Origin of the sequence: Kitasatospora sp. NPDC096204 (assembly GCF_044763205.1) — a bacterium.
Lineage (GTDB): Bacteria > Actinomycetota > Actinomycetes > Streptomycetales > Streptomycetaceae > Kitasatospora.
In genome coordinates this window covers 387715-402542 of sequence record NZ_JBIWFT010000001.1, presented here as the reverse complement: position 1 = coordinate 402542, position 14828 = coordinate 387715, and the positions used below count along the sequence as shown (strand labels likewise).

Below are 14828 nucleotides of genomic sequence, written 5' to 3'. Positions count from 1 at the left end.
GCCCCGCTGGGGCCCGGGGTTTGGTCCGGCGCGCTCCGGGCCGGGGGCCGGGGGGGGGGCACCCGCGGTCCGGGGGCCCCCCCGCCCCGGGCCGGCGGCGGCGACAGGCGCCGCCTACGGCGCCGCGCTCACGCGCCCGGGGCGGCGGCGAGCTGCTCCTCGAGGGCAGCCAGCGTCTTGTAGCAGTTCAGCACCTGGGCGATGGACGCGTTCGGCTCGCGGCCCTCGCGGATGGCGGCGACGAACTCGCGGTCCTGCAGCTCGATGCCGTCCATCGAGACGTCGACCCCGCTCACGTCGATCGGCACGTCGTTGCCGGTGAACAGGTCGTCGTATCGTGCGAGGTAGGTGCCGGTGTCGCCGATGTAGCGGAAGAAGGTGCCCAGCGGACCGTCGTTGTTGAAGGACAGCGACAACGTGCAGATGGCCCCGTTCTCCGCGCGCAGCTGGATGGACATGTCCATCGCGATGCCGAGTTCGGGGTGGATCGGTCCCTGGATCGCGTTGGCCCGCACGATCGGGGCCCCGGCCTGGTACGCGAACAGGTCGACGGTGTGCGCGGCGTGGTGCCACAGCAGGTGGTCCGTCCAGGAACGTGCCTGGCCCAGTGCGTTGAGGTTCTCGCGGCGGAAGAAGTAGGTCTGCACGTCCATCTGCTGGATCCGGTAGTCCCCGGCCTGGATCCGCTGCCGCACCCACTGGTGGCTGGGGTTGAAGCGCCGGGTGTGTCCCACCATGGCGACCAGCCCGGTGCGTCGCTGCGCCGCGTCGCAGGCCTCGGCGTCGGCCAGCGAGTCGGCCAGCGGGATCTCGACCTGGACGTGCTTGCCCGCCTCCAGACAGGCAAGGGTCTGCCCGGCGTGCATCTGGGTGGGCGTCGCGAGGATCACCGCGTCGACGTCGTCCATCGCCAGCACTTCCTCCAGCGTGGCGACGGCGCGGCCCACGGCCTGCTCCTCGGCGAACCGCCGTGCCTTCTCCAGGCTGCTGCTGACCACAGCGGCCACCTCGACGCCCTTGATTCGGCGCAGCGCGGCCGCGTGCTTGGCGCCGAAGGCCCCGCCGCCGACCAGGGCGATCCGGACGGTCTGCTCGTCGGTCATGTCGTCACTCCTTCGCGGCGGGCGTCTCGCCCACCGGGTGGTTCTCGAGGATCAGGTGGCCGACGGCGGTGTTGGACGCCGGCACGTGGTAGAAGCGGTGTTTGACCTCTGTACGGCCCGAGCCGTCGACATCGCTCATCGCTCCGCGGGCGATCAGCCACATGACCAGCTCGATCCCCTCGGAGCCGGCCTCCTCGACGTACTCCAGGTGTGGCACCCGGGCCAGGCCCTCCGGGTCCGAGATCAGCCGGTCCAGGAAGGCGTTGTCCCACTCCCGGTTGATCAGGCCGGCGCGCGGCCCCTGCAGCTGGTGGCTCATGCCACCGGTGCCCCACACCTGGACGTTCAGCGGTCTGTCGTAGGACTCGATGGCCCTGCGCAGCGCCTGGCCGAGTCGGAAGCACCTGGCGCCCGAGGGCACGGGGTACTGCACCACGTTGACGTGGAACGGGATCACCTTGCACGGCCAGGCCTCGACGTCCCCGAACATCAGTGACAGCGGGACGGTCAGGCCGTGGTCGACGCTCATCTCGTTGACGAGGGTGAGGTCGAAGTCGTCCCTGATGAGCGAGTGCGCGATGTGCGCGGCGAGGTCGGGGTGGCCTTCGATGCCCGGGACGGGCCGGGGCCCGTAGCCCTCGTCGGCGGTCGGGTAGACCGCGCCGGTGCCGAGCACGAAGGTCGGGACCACCGACTGGTCGAAGGCGGTGGCGTGGTCGTTGTAGACCAGGAACACCACGTCGGGGAGGTTCTCCCGCTCCCAACGCCTGGAGTACTCGTAGCCCTCGAAAACGGGCCGCCAGTAGGGCTCGTCGGTCCTGTGGTGGTCCATCGCCGCGCCGATCGCCGGCACGTGCGAGGTGAAGACGGCGCCGGTGATCGTGGCGTGCTCGGCCGGCGGCGTCCGGTCGGCGTGGGCCGCTTCGAGGACGGCGTGATCGATCCGGTTGCCGGCGACGGAGCGGCCGCCGGCGACCATCATGTCGCGGTAGTCCTGCTCGGTCATGCCGGTCATCGAGCCGGCCATCTGCTGGAACGACAGGCCCAGCGTCGCACCCCACTTGGCGAGGAAGTAGATGTTGCCGCCCTCGCGTATCGCGGCGTTGAGGTCGCGGTCGAGCAGCGCCTGCTTCTGTTCCTCCCGCAGTGGCCACGCGTCCAGGTAGGCGCGCTCGTCGGCGAGGTAGCTGTGCCGGTTCTCGGCCGTCATCAATGACATGCAGAACTGGTTGAGGTGGTAGCCCTTGGCGGACTGCTCGGCGTCGAAGATGGTCGTCCCCGGGACCAGCTTGTAGCTCTTGTCCAGCGACATGGGTGGGTCCTCCGTTCGAGGGGCGGTTCAGTCCGGTTCGGGCCAGTACAGGCGCATCGGGTTGTCGACGAGGAGCCTGCGCCGCAACTCCGGCGTCGGCGCGATGTGCGGGATGAAGTCGACGAGCAGGCCGTCGTCGGGCATGTGGCCGGTGAGGTTCGGGTGCGGCCAGTCGGTGCCCCACAGCACCCGGTCGGGGAACTCCTCGACCACGCGCCGGGCGAACGGGACGACGTCGCGGTAGGCCGTCCGCTCCCCGTCGAGGGCCGGCGGGCCACTCACCGACAGCCGCTCCGGGCAGGTGACCTTGCACCAGATGTCGGGCCGGGCCCGCATGAAGTCCAGGAACGCCTCGAACTCCGGGCCGTGCGGGTCCTTGGCGACATCGGGCCGGCCCATGTGGTCGACGACCAGCGGCACCGGGATCGAGAGGAGGAACTCGCGCAGGTCGGCGAGGTCGGCGGCCTCGAAGTAGACGACGACGTGCCAGCCGTACGGTCTGATCCGCTCGACGACGTCCCACAGGTCCCGCTGCGGCGCCGCGTCGACGAGCCGCTTGACGAAGTTGAACCGCACCCCGCGCACACCGGCCTCGTGCAGCTCCCGCAGCTGCGCGTCCGCGATCCCGGGACGCACCGTCGCCACTCCGCGGGCCAGTCCCCCCGACGCTCGCAGGGCGTCGACCATGGCGCTGTTGTCGGCGCCGTGGCAGGTCGCCTGGACCACGACGGTGCGGGCGAAGCCCAGGTGGTCGCGCAACTCGAAGAGCTGGTCCTTCGACGCGTCGCACGGGGTGTACTTGCGCTCGGGGGCGAACGGGAACTCCGCGCCCGGCCCGAACACGTGGCAGTGCGCGTCGACGGCGCCCGTCGGCAGCCGGAACTCCGGACGGCTCGGACCGGCGTACCAGTCCAGCCAGCCGGGGGTCTTCTCGAAGGTCGTGGTCATCCTCAGTCCTCGTACCGCAGCCCGAGCGCACCCAGCGGGCCACGCATGTCGTAGATGTCCAGGCCGAGTTCGCCCGCGCGGAACCTCGCGCGCTTGCCCGCCTCCCCCGCCTCGCGCGCGGCCGAGGCCTCGGCGACCTCGGCGGCTCGCTCGCGAGGCACCACGACGACACCGTCGCCGTCCGCGACGACGACGTCGCCGGGCCGGACCAGCGCGTTGGCGCAGACCACCGGAACGTTGACCGAGCCGAGGGTGGCCTTCACCGTGCCCTTGGCGTTGATCGCCCGCGCGAAGACCGGGAAGTCCATCTCCTCCAGGTCGGCCACGTCGCGCACGCCGCCGTCGATGACCAGGCCCCGGCATCCCCGTGAGCGGAAGGACGTGGCGAGCAGTTCGCCGAAGAACCCGTCCTCGCTCTCGGTCGTGCAGGCGGCGACGACGACGTCGCCCTCGCGAATCTGCTCCGCGGCGACGTGCAGCATCCAGTTGTCCCCGGGTTGCAGCAGGACGGTCACCGCCGTGCCGCACAACCGGGCCTTGGGGTAGACCGGGCGCAGGTAGGGGCGCATCAGTCCGACCCGGCCCATGGCCTCGTGGATCGTCGCCACGCCGAACGCCGACAGTGCGGCGACCGCCTCGGGGTCGGCACGGGTGACCGACGTGTGGACGACGCCGATTTCGGTGTGTTCCATGCGGTGGTTTCTCCTGGGTTCAGCGGCCGGCGGCGGCGAGGCGGGCGGCGAGGCGGGGGTAGACGCGCAGGGCGTTGCCGGCGTAGACGGCCGCCCGCTCCTCGTCCGAGAGGTTCGGCGTCGCGTCGACGTACCGCTTCGTGTCGTCGAAGTGGTGACCGGTGCGCGGGTCGATGTCGCGGACCGCGCCGATCATCTCGCTGGCGAAGAGGACCGACCGGCTGGGGATCACCCGGGTCAGAAGGTCGACGCCGGGCTGGTGGTAGACGCAGGTGTCGAAGAAGACGTTGTCCAGCAGGGTCTCGGGGTCCGGCCTGCCGAGCGCCATCGCCAGGCCGCGGAACCGTCCCCAGTGGTAGGGCACCGCGCCGCCGCCGTGCGGGATCACGAACCGCAGCGTCGGGAAGTCGGCGAACAGATCGCCCTGGACCAGCTGCATGAACGCCGTGGTGTCGGCGTTGAGGTAGTGGGCCCCGGTGGTGTGGAAGGCCGGGTTGCACGAGGTGCTGACGTGGATCATGGCCGGGATGTCGTACTCGACCATCGCCTCGTAGAGCGGGTACCAGCTGCGGTCGGTCAGCGGCGGTGCGGTCCACCGGCCGCCCGAGGGGTCGGGGTTGAGGTTGACCGTCACCGCACCGAGCTCCCCGACCGCGCGGCGCAGCTCGGGCAGGCAGGTGGCGGGGTCGACGCCGGGCGACTGCGGGAGCATCGCGCCCATCGCGAACCGGTCGGGGTAGAGCGTGCTGACGCGGTGGACCAGGTCGTTGCAGATCCGCGCCCACACCGAGGAGACCCCGAAGTCGCCGATGTGGTGGGCCATGAAGCTGGCCCGCGGGGAGAAGATCGTCAGGTCGCTGCCGCGCTCGTCCATGAGCCGCAGCTGGTTGCCCTCGATCGCCTGGCGCAGGTCGTCGTCGGTGATGACCAGGTCGTCGGGGTCGGGTGCGTGACCGGCGGATCCGGCCGCCGCCACCTGCCGGTCCCGCCACTGCGCCAACTGCGGTGGTGCGGTGGTGAAGTGACCGTGGCAGTCGATGATCATGTGTGCTCTCCCTGGGGGCGTTCGGGGTCAGTCCTGGGTGCCGGTGGGCCAGCCGGTGTACTGCTCGGCGAGGAAGGTGCGGCCGGCCCGGGTGCCCACCGCGTTGTCGAGCTCGCCGAGCTGGCGCCGCAGGTCGAACGGCGTGGCGCCGGGCGTGGTGTGCAGCAGCCGGGTCATCCAGTACGAGAAGTTCTGTGCCCGCCAGACCCGTTGGAGGGCGCGCGGCTGGTAGTCGTCCAGCGCGGTCGCGCCCTCGCCGCCGAGCGCCCGCAGCAGGACGCCGGCGAGGACCTTCACGTCGTGCAGCGCCAGGTTCAGCCCGCGGGCACCGGTCGGCGGTACGGTGTGCGCGGCGTCGCCCGCCAGCGCCATCGAGCCCCAGCGCATCGGCTCCTGCACGAAGGAGCGGAACCGCAGCACCGTCTTCTCGATGATCGGCCCCTCCTTGAGCCGGAAGCCGTCCTCACCGGCCACCCGGGCCTGGAGCGTCTCCCAGATGCGGTCGTCCGGCCAGGCGTCCACGGACTCGTCGGGGGCGCACTGGAAGTACATCCGCTGCACGGTCTCGGTGCGCTGGCTGATCAGCGCGAACCCGTGCTCGGAGTGGGCGTAGACCAGCTCGGGCGCGCTCATCGGCGCCTCGGCCATGATGCCGAACCACGCGAAGGGGTACTCCTTGCCGTAGCGCACCCGCCGGTCCTCGGGCACCAGGTCGCGGCACATGCTGCGCGAGCCGTCGGCACCGACCACGTACCGCGCCCGGACTTCGTGGCGGGTCCCGTCGGGCGCGGTCCAGCGGACCCGGGGGTCGTCGGTCGTGATGTCGAGGACCTCGGTGTCCCTGACTCCGAAGTGGACCGTGCCGCCGTCCCGTTCCCTGGCGTCGGCCAGGTCGATGAACACGTCGGTCTGCGGGTAGAGCCACACCGACGCGCCGACCAGCTTCTTGAAGTCGACGCGGTACGGCCGGCCGCCGAACCGGAGCTCGACGCCCTCGTGTTCGTGGCCGTCGAGCAGGATCCGCTCGGAGACGCCGGTCTCGACCAGGTCCCGGGCCGCGCCGGCTTCGAGGATGCCGGCCCGGTGCGTCGTCTCGATCTCGTGCCGGGTGCGGGTGTCGAGCACGATCGTCTCGACCCCGGCACGCCCGAGCAGATGGGCCAGCATCAGGCCGGCTGGGCCGGCGCCGACGACGGCGACGGGGACCGAGGCGACGGTGTCGACGATGGCATCGGCCATGGCATCTCCCGAGTGGTGGCGTGGGGTTGGGAACACCCCGAACGCTGGCATCCGGTTCCCCGCCGCGTCGCCACTGTTTCCGCCAGGCGGAAGCCGCCGTCGGTCAGGCCGTCGTCCGGGCCCGCCTGCCGAGCTCGTCGGAGATCCCCCGCACAGCCCTCAGCAGCGACTCGCGCAGCCCGCGGGCACGGCTCGCACCCCGCGCCGCGATGACGATCCCCAGGGCGGCGCTCACCGGGCCGGCCCGGCCGATCCGCACCGGCGCGGCCACCGCGACCGAACGCTCCGAGAGCTGCCGGTCACTGACGAAGACCTGCTCGCGGCGGATCCGGTCCAGCTGTGTCCGCAACGCCTTCGGGTCGGTGACGGTGTGCGGGGTCCAGGCCCGCAGCGGCGATCCGAGGACCTCCTCCTGCAGCTCCCGGGGCGCGTGCGCCAGCAGCACCCGGCCCATCCCGGTGGAGCCGATGGGGAACCGGGACCCGACCATCGTGACCACCTCGACCGACCCGTGCCCCGCGATCCGTTCCACGAAGACCAGCTCCGTGCCCTCGCGCACCGCGAGCTGGACGTTCTCATGGGTCGCCTCGTAGAGGTCCTGCATGAACGGCAGCGCCGCGTCGCGCAGGATCTGGGTCCGCGGACACCCCGAGGCGATCTCCCACAGGCGCAGCCCGACGTGCCACGACCCGTCCTCCGCGCGTTCGAGCGCTCCCCAGCCCGCCAGCTCCGTGACCACGCGGTGCGCGGTGCTCAGGGCCAAGCCCGTACGCTGGGCGATCTCCGACAGTGTCTGCGACGGGTGTTCACGGTCGAAGGCCGCGAGGACCTCGAGAACCTTTCCGGCCGCCGTGCTCCGAGGTGTGATCATCCGGCCAGTCTCGCAGACCGGCGCGCCGCCTCCCTGGCACGCGTCGTACCGGCTGCCGGATCCCAAGGAGGCGATGTGAACCAAGAGATCTCCGGGCTGTCCTCGATGGCGACACGGCCGGTCCTGGCCGACCTCTGCGAACATCTCCGGCACACCTGCGCCCTTCCGGTGCGCTTCGAGTCCGCCGGTGGGGTCGAGGTCGCGCGGCGGGTGCGCGAGGGCGCGGAGGCCGACCTGCTCGTCCTCGCCGCAGGAGCACTGGCCGCGCTGGAGGAGGAAGGGCACGTCCTGAGGGGAACGGCGCGCCCGCTGTGGGTCTCCCAGGTCGTCGCCGCCGTACCGGACGGGGTGCCGGTTCCGGCCCTCGACTCGGAATCCGACCTGCGAGCCGCGCTCCTGTCCGCGACGAGGGTCGCGTACTCCACCGGTCCCAGCGGGACGGCTCTCGTCGAGCTGATCAACCGGCTGGGGCTCACCGGCACGCTCTCGGAGCGGCTCGTCCAGGCGCCGGCGGGGGTGCCCGCCGGCAGCCTGCTCTCGTCCGGCCGGGCCGACCTGGCCTTCCAGCAGCGCAGCGAGCTGACGGACCTGCCGGGCGTCGTCGTCGTCGGCCCACTGCCGGGCGACACCGCGATCAACTCGGTCTTCAGCGGGGGTGTCCTGGCTTCGTCAGGCCGACCGAACCGGGCCCGCAAGGTCCTCGACCTCCTCGGGTCCGACACGGCGTCGGGGATCGCCCGCGCCAGGGGCATGCGGGCGATCGGGTAGCAGGGCCGACACGAGGCCCCGGAAGACGCGGGCCCGACCCGGCGGACGATCGTCACGGCTCTTATGACAACGGCATTGACGTGTTCTGGCTCCCCCGGTTTCATGGCTCGCACTTCCCCCACCTCCACACCCCCCAAGGCGGTGATCCCTTGGCATCGACGGCGAAGGCCACGGACAGCGGTCCGAGAATCGACGCGAGCGGCCCCCACCACTCCATGCGCCGCTCCCTCGGCCTCCTCGACGGGGCGGCGATCGCCGCCTCCAGCACGGCCGCCACCAGCAGTATCGGGATCGGCCTGGGCCTGATGGCCGGGGTGGTCGGCCTGCACCTGCCGGCGATCATGCTGCTGGCCTTCCTGCCGGTGCTCGCCATCGCCGGCGGCTACGGGCGGCTGAACGCCGTCGACCCGGACGCGGGCAGCAGCTACCGCTGGGTCGGGCGCACCCTCAGCCCCTGGCTGGGCTTCCTGACCGGGTGGGTGAACACCGTGGGGACCGTGGTCTTCATGGCGTACACCACGACCGTCACCGGCTCCTCGATCGTCCAACTCCTCGACCTGGCCCACCTGCGCAGCGTCGCGGGCCTGCGGCTGGACGCGGACTCGACGGTGCAGTGCACGCTCATCGGTCTGGTCGTGCTGGTCGGTGCCGCGCTGGTCGCGGTGCGCGGGCTGGACCTGGCCGCGAGGCTGCAGAAGGCACTGCTGGTCTTCGAGTACGTCGTGCTGCTGGGCTTCTGCGGCTACGGGCTGTTCGCCGGGGACCAGCCGTTCTCGCTCCAGTGGTACAACCCCTTCGACATCCCCTCCTTCGGCGCGGTCGCGCAGGGCATGGTGCTCGCGGTCTTCTGCTACTGGGGCTTCGAGTCGGTGTTCAGCGTCGGCGAGGAGGTGCGTGACCCGCGGGACGCCTCCCGGGGCGGCATGATCGCCCTGGTGGTGATGCTGCTGCTGTTCCTGCTCGCCGGCACCGCGTTCCAACGGGTGCTGCCCTTGGACGAGCTGGCCGACAACGGCGCCCACGGGCTGACCTACTTCGGCACCAAGCTCGCTCAACAGCCGCTGGCCGCACTGCCGTTGATCGCACTGATGTTCTCCGCGGTGGCCTCGCTGCAGTCCTCGGTGATCCCGACCGCCCGCGGGATGTACGCAATGGGACGCGACCGGGTGCTCGGCCCGGTCTGGACCCGACTGCACCCCCGCCACGCCACCCCCGCCGCCGGCACCCTGCTGGTCACCGGCTTCGCCGTCGCCCTGGCCCTGTGCGCGATCGCCATCCCGACCGTCAACGACCTCATCTCCGCCGCCGTCAACGCGATCGGCATCGTCGTCGCGCTCTACTACGCGCTCACCGCCATCGCCGCCGCCGTCCGCTTCCGCGGCCTGCTGCGCACCGCCCCGCTGGAGGGCCTGCGCGCGGTGGTCGGACCGATCCTGGGCGCGGCGGCGCTGCTCGCCGTCGGCGGCTACCTGGCCTGGACCTTCTACGACTCCGCCGACCACTTCGAACTCGCCGCCGACAACGGCTGGTTCGAACTCTCCGTGGTGATCCTGATGATCGTCAGCGGGCTGCCGGCAGCGGCCTGGGCCCGCTGGCGGCGCCGCTCGCCGTACTTCCTCCGCACGGACTGCTGAGCCGCAGCCCGCGTCCCGCGCACCTACATCGGCGGCCGACTCGTTCACACCGCCGAATGAGACCCGCCGCCGAGGCCCGGCGGCGGCGCTCAGCCCATCCCGGCTGGCTACGTCAACATCGTTGACGTAGCCAGCTCCCTCGGTTGGCCGAGTGCTTCGCGGGCGCGGTTGAGGTAGGCGCGGAAGGCGGTGCGCTCGCGGGCCGTGAAGCCTGTGAGCATCTCGTCCTCCAGTTCCCGGACGGCCGGCTCATGACGGGCCAGCAGGGTGCGGCCTTCGTCCGTCAGGCTGATGATGTGGCGACGCCGGCTCGCCGGGTCCGGGGACCGGGCGATGAGGCCCCGCCGCTCCAGTGCGCCGACCAGGTCGGACATGGACTGCGGTCTGACGAAGGAGTTGCGGGCGAGCTCGGCCGAGGACATGCCGTCCCGGCGTTCGAGCACGGTCAGGGCGGTGTACTGGAGGGCGGTGACGCCCGCGGGCTTGAGCAGTTCGTCGAGCCGGGCCCGGGTGGCCAGCTCGACCTGCTTCACCGAGTACAGCAACGACGGCGGAGCCATGTCCGTCACAAGCCCTCCCTCATCATCAGGAAACCTGTCAAAAATTCTAGCCCAACCCCCTTGCCCATCGGCGAGACGCTCTCCGATACTCAGGATTCCTGATAATTGAGGAGCCTTTCTTGACCACGCTTTCCATCGACCGCCAGGGCGGGGTAGCGGTCCTGACGCTTCGTCGCCCCGCCAAGCGCAACGCCCTCGACGACGCCACCGTGCTGAGCGTCGAGCGGTTCTTCCGGCAGCCGGGCGCGGACGTCCGGGCCGTCGTCCTGGACGCCGAGGGTGATCACTTCTCGGCCGGGCTCGACCTCGGTGAGCTGACCGAGCGGTCCACCGAGGAGGCCCTGGAGCACTCGCTCATGTGGCACCGCGTCTTCGACACCGTCGAGGGCGGGCGCGTCCCCGTGGTGGCCGCGCTCAAGGGCGCGGTGATCGGCGGCGGCCTGGAGCTGGCGGCCTCCGCGCACATCCGCGTGGCCGAGCCGTCCACGTTCTACGCGTTGCCCGAGGGACAGCGCGGCCTCTTCGTCGGAGGTGGCGGCTCGGTCCGGATCCCCCGGCTGATCGGCGCCCACCGGATGGCCGACATGATGCTCACCGGCCGCGTCCTCGACGCCGCCGAGGGCCAGGCCGCCGGCCTCTCGCAGTACCTGGCCGAGGAGGGCGGCGCGCGCGCCCGGGCCCTGGAGCTCGCGGAGCGGATCGCGGCCAACGCACCGCTGACCAACTTCGCCGTCCTCCAGGCGCTCCCCCGGATCGCCGAAGCCTCGCCCGCCGGCGGTCTGTTGCTCGAATCCCTCATGTCGGCCGTCGCGGCCGGCAGCCGCGACGCCCAGGAGCGGATGCGGGCGTTCCTCGACGGCCGCGCCGCGAAGGTCGCCGGCGCACACGGCTCCCACGGCTCCCACGGCTCCCACGGAAAGGACGCCCGATGAGCGAGATCCTCAGCACCCCCGGCCCCTCGGTCAGGGACGAGTCGGAGATCGGCCGGTACCTCCGCTGGCTGGAGTCTCGGCGGCAGCTGAGCTTCCCGGACTACGACAGCCTGTGGCAGTGGTCCGTCACCGACCTGGACGGCTTCTGGTCGTCGGTCTGGGAGTTCTTCGACGTCCGCCCGCACACCCCGCCCACAGCCACCCTGGGCCGCAGGTCGATGCCGGACACCGAGTGGTTCCCCGGCGCGGCCCTCAACTACGCCGAGCACGCGCTCGGCCGCGAGGAGGACCTCGACGCCGTCGCGGTCGTCGCCCGCTCCCAGACCCGGGCACCGATCGAACTGACGTTCGGCGAACTCCGCGACCAGGTCGCCCGGGCCCGCGCCGGGCTGCTGCGCCTCGGCGTCCGCAGGGGCGACCGGGTCGTCGCCTACCTGCCGAACATCCCGGAGACGCTGGTGGCCTTCCTCGCCACCGCGAGCATCGGCGCGGTCTGGGCCGCCTGCGCCCCGGAGTTCGGCCCGCGCAGCGTGGTCGACCGGTTCGCCCAGCTCGAACCGAAGGTGCTGCTGACCGTCGCCGGATACCGCTACGGTGACCGCGACATCGACCGCCGTACCGAGGTGGCGGAGATCGCCTCCCGGCTGCCCACCGTGGAGCGGGTCGTCCACGTGCCGTACGGACCGAACGCCCTCCCCGACGCGCTGAGCTGGACGGAGCTGCTGGCCGCACCGGCCGAACTGTCCTTCGAGCCCGTGCCGTTCGACCATCCGCTGTTCGTGCTCTTCTCCTCCGGCACCACCGGCATCCCCAAGGCGATCGTCCACCGGCACGGCGGGATCCTCCTGGAACACCTGAAGAACAACGCGCTGAGCTGGGACCTCAAGCCGGGCGACCGGATGCTCTGGTTCAGCACGACCGCCTGGATGCTGTGGAACACCCTGGTCTCGGCGCTGCTCGTCCGCGCCTCGATCGTCATGATCGACGGCAATCCGGTCCACCCCGACCTGCGGGAGCAGTGGCGGATCGCGGAGGAGACCGGGACGACGCTGATGGGCGTGAGCCCCGGCTACCTCATGGCCTGCCGCAAGGCCGGGATCCGGCCCGCCGAGGAGTTCGACCTGTCGCGGCTGCGACAGATCGGCGCCGCGGGCAGCCCGCTCGCCGCCGACGGTTTCCGCTGGGTGACGGAGCAGTTCGGGGACCGGGTCCTCCTGAACGTCGGCTGCGGCGGCACCGACGTCTGCACCGGCATCCTCCAGGGCAGCCCGCTCCAGACCGTGCGCGCCGGAGAGATCTCCGGCCCCTGCCTCGGGGTCGCCGCGTACGCCTACGACAGCGCGGGCGAGCGGGTCGTCGGCGAGCTGGGCGAGCTGGTGATCACCGAACCGATGCCGTCGATGCCCGTCGGCTTCTGGGGCGACACCGACGGCTCCCGCTACCGGGCCGCGTACTTCGAGGAGTACCCGGGCGTGTGGCGGCACGGCGACTGGGTGCGGTTCGCGCCCGAGGGCCACTGCGTCGTCGCCGGACGCTCCGACGCCACCCTCAACCGGGGCGGGGTCCGGCTCGGCACCGCCGAGTTCTACGCCGTCGTCGAGGACCTGCCCGGGATCGAGGACAGCCTCGTCGTCCACATCGAGGACCCGGAGGGCGGCAACGGGGAACTGCTGCTCTTCGTCGCCGGCCCCGTGGAGCTGGACGACGCCCTCCGTACGAGGATCGCCCGCGCGCTGCGGTCGGCGCTGTCGCCGCGGCACGTCCCGGACGTCATCGAACGGGTGCCCGCCGTCCCGCGCAACCGCACCGGCAAGAAGCTGGAGGTGCCGGTCAAGCGGATCCTGCTCGGCGCGCGTCCCGAGTCCGTCGCCAGTGCCGATGTCCTCGCCGACCCGCGTTCCCTCGACCCCTTCGTCGCGTACGCCGCCGGACGGACCGCCGGTACCACGCGCGGGAGCGCGTCGTGAAGGTCGCCGTCGTCGGCACCGGAGTCATCGGGGCCTCCTGGACCACGCTCTTCCTGTTGCACGGGCACGAGGTCGTCGCCAGCGATCCCGCGCCCGGCGCGGAGGAGCGGCTCCGGGCGGCCGTCGCCGCCGACCAGCGCCGGCTGTCGTTCACCCCTGACCTCGCCGAGGCCGTCGCGGACGCCGGCTTCGTCCAGGAGAACGGCCCGGAGCGTCCCGAGCTGAAGGACGAGGTCTTCGCCGTCCTCGACGCCGCGGCCCCGCCGGGGACGATCCTGGCGAGCAGCTCCTCGGGGCTGCTGCCGTCGCGGATCCAGCGGGCCTGCGCGGCGCACCCCGAACGGGTCCTCGTGGGGCATCCGTTCAACCCGCCCCACCTCATCCCGCTGGTCGAGGTCGTACCGGGCGAGCGGACCGGTGAGGCCGCCGTCGAGGAGGCCATGGACTTCTACCGCAGCCTGGGCCGCCACCCGATCCGGCTGCGCCAGGAGCTGCCCGGCCATGTCGCGAACCGGCTCCAGGCCGCGCTCTGGCGAGAGGCGTACTCCCTGGTCGAGCGCGGCGCGGCGAGCGTCGCCGACATCGACGCGGCCGTCGCCCACGGCCCCGGCCTGCGCTGGGCGCTGCTCGGGCCCTTCCTCAACCAGCACCTCTCGGGCGGCCCGGGCGGCATCGCGCACGTCCTGGAGCACCTCGGCCCGCCCATGGAGGAGTGGTGGGCCGACCTCGGCGCCCCGCGCCTCACGCCCGAGCTGACGCGCGCGATCGCCGAAGGCGTCAGCGACGAGCTGGCCGGGACCGCGGAGACCGACCTCGTCGCGGAACGCGATGCCCTCCTCTCCCTCCTCCTCGACGCCAAGAACCGGACCGACCACCTGTGAGCACTCCGATGAACCCCGCCGATTCGATCGCCATCGACTTCCACGTCCATGTGGAGCAGGACGCCCACGGCCGTCTCGCGCTCGACGCGGAGCTGATGGACGCCTCGGCCGCCTACTTCAAGTCCGGCCAGGACCGCACACCCACCGTGGAGCGCCTGGCCGCCTACTACCGCGAGCGCCGCATGGCCGCCGTGGTCTTCACGGTGGACGCCACCACGGGCCTGGGCCATCCCGCCCTGTCCAGCGAGGAGATCGCCGAGGCGGCGGCCGCCCACCGCGACGTCCTCATCCCGTTCGGCTCGGTCGACCCGCACCGGCCGGACGCCGTCGCCCGGGCCCGCGCGCTCGTCCTCGACCACGGCGTCCGCGGCTTCAAGTTCCACCCGAGCCTCCAGGCGTTCGCGCCGAACGCCCGCGAGCACTACCCGCTCTACGAGACGATCCAGGAACTGGGCGTCCCCGCCCTGTTCCACACCGGGCAGACCGGAATCGGCGCGGGCCTGCCCGGTGGGCGCGGCATCAAGCTGCGCTGGTCCGACCCGATGCTCCTGGACGACGTCGCCGCCGACTTCCCCGGCCTGACGATCGTCCTGGCGCACCCGTCCGTGCCCTGGCAGGACGAGGCGATCTCCGTCGCCACGCACAAGGCCAACGTCTACATCGACCTGTCGGGGTGGTCGCCGAAGTACTTCCCGCCGCAGCTCGTGAAGGCGGCCGGCTCCTTCCTCCGGCACAAGGTGCTGTTCGGCTCGGACTTCCCCGTCGTCACGCCCGACCGCTGGCTGGCGGACTTCGACGCACTCGACATCAAGCCGGAGGTCCGCCCCCTGATCCTCAAGGAGAACGCCGTCCGCGTCCTCGGCCTCTGACGACCCG

General features: G+C 71.9%; 14 protein-coding genes. 6 read left to right on the top strand and 8 right to left on the bottom strand.

From position 1 onward, the window contains the following. Positions 1-128: 128 nt before the first annotated feature. The 7 genes from ACIQ87_RS01375 to ACIQ87_RS01345 form a co-directional block, all read right to left on the bottom strand. On the bottom strand, positions 129-1103 hold the full coding sequence (locus tag ACIQ87_RS01375) for a Gfo/Idh/MocA family oxidoreductase (RefSeq protein WP_402399771.1): 975 nt from the start codon (positions 1101-1103) through the stop codon (positions 129-131). 4 nt (positions 1104-1107) lie between these two features. After that, a complete protein-coding gene (gene ligA / locus ACIQ87_RS01370) occupies positions 1108-2415 on the bottom strand; it encodes a protocatechuate 4,5-dioxygenase subunit alpha (protein WP_402399768.1) in 1308 nt (435 codons plus the stop codon). A gap of 27 nt (positions 2416-2442) precedes the next feature. After that, positions 2443-3363, bottom strand: coding sequence for an amidohydrolase family protein (locus ACIQ87_RS01365; protein ID WP_402399765.1), 921 nt, complete (start codon positions 3361-3363; stop codon positions 2443-2445). A gap of 2 nt (positions 3364-3365) precedes the next feature. Beyond that, on the bottom strand, positions 3366-4055 hold the full coding sequence (ligK, locus tag ACIQ87_RS01360; protein WP_402399763.1) for a 4-carboxy-4-hydroxy-2-oxoadipate aldolase/oxaloacetate decarboxylase: 690 nt from the start codon (positions 4053-4055) through the stop codon (positions 3366-3368). A gap of 19 nt (positions 4056-4074) precedes the next feature. Beyond that, positions 4075-5100 (bottom strand): amidohydrolase family protein, encoded by a 1026-nt coding sequence (locus tag ACIQ87_RS01355; protein ID WP_402399760.1) that lies wholly within the window; start codon positions 5098-5100, stop codon positions 4075-4077. Between the two features lie 27 nt (positions 5101-5127). Next, complete coding sequence (locus ACIQ87_RS01350) at positions 5128-6339, bottom strand: 4-hydroxybenzoate 3-monooxygenase (RefSeq protein WP_402399757.1); 1212 nt, start codon at positions 6337-6339, stop codon at positions 5128-5130. Between the two features lie 103 nt (positions 6340-6442). Continuing rightward, positions 6443-7210 (bottom strand): IclR family transcriptional regulator, encoded by a 768-nt coding sequence (locus ACIQ87_RS01345; RefSeq protein ID WP_402399754.1) that lies wholly within the window; start codon positions 7208-7210, stop codon positions 6443-6445. 75 nt (positions 7211-7285) lie between these two features. Between ACIQ87_RS01345 and ACIQ87_RS01340 the strand changes: the two genes are divergently transcribed. Both ACIQ87_RS01340 and ACIQ87_RS01335 read left to right on the top strand, forming a co-directional pair. After that, complete coding sequence (locus ACIQ87_RS01340; RefSeq protein WP_402399751.1) at positions 7286-7978, top strand: substrate-binding domain-containing protein; 693 nt, start codon at positions 7286-7288, stop codon at positions 7976-7978. Between the two features lie 215 nt (positions 7979-8193). After that, the gene (locus tag ACIQ87_RS01335) at positions 8194-9612 is read left to right on the top strand and encodes an APC family permease (protein ID WP_402400012.1); all 1419 of its coding nucleotides are present in this window, start codon (positions 8194-8196) and stop codon (positions 9610-9612) included. A gap of 107 nt (positions 9613-9719) precedes the next feature. Here ACIQ87_RS01335 and ACIQ87_RS01330 read toward each other — a convergent pair whose 3' ends face one another. Then, on the bottom strand, positions 9720-10172 hold the full coding sequence (locus ACIQ87_RS01330; protein WP_402400010.1) for a MarR family winged helix-turn-helix transcriptional regulator: 453 nt from the start codon (positions 10170-10172) through the stop codon (positions 9720-9722). A gap of 119 nt (positions 10173-10291) precedes the next feature. Between ACIQ87_RS01330 and ACIQ87_RS01325 the strand changes: the two genes are divergently transcribed. From ACIQ87_RS01325 to ACIQ87_RS01310, 4 genes are read left to right on the top strand one after another with little or no spacing between them, the layout of a single operon-like run. Then, entirely contained in the window at positions 10292-11104 is an 813-nt protein-coding gene (locus tag ACIQ87_RS01325; RefSeq protein WP_402399748.1) for a crotonase/enoyl-CoA hydratase family protein, read from the top strand. Continuing rightward, the gene (locus ACIQ87_RS01320; RefSeq protein ID WP_402399746.1) at positions 11101-13071 is read left to right on the top strand and encodes an acetoacetate--CoA ligase; all 1971 of its coding nucleotides are present in this window, start codon (positions 11101-11103) and stop codon (positions 13069-13071) included. Before ACIQ87_RS01325 ends, ACIQ87_RS01320 begins: the two co-directional genes overlap by 4 nt. Next, a complete protein-coding gene (locus ACIQ87_RS01315; RefSeq protein ID WP_402399744.1) occupies positions 13068-13952 on the top strand; it encodes a 3-hydroxyacyl-CoA dehydrogenase NAD-binding domain-containing protein in 885 nt (294 codons plus the stop codon). Before ACIQ87_RS01320 ends, ACIQ87_RS01315 begins: the two co-directional genes overlap by 4 nt. Before the next feature lie 8 nt (positions 13953-13960). Then, entirely contained in the window at positions 13961-14821 is an 861-nt protein-coding gene (locus tag ACIQ87_RS01310) for an amidohydrolase family protein (protein ID WP_402399741.1), read from the top strand. Positions 14822-14828: the final 7 nt, after the last annotated feature.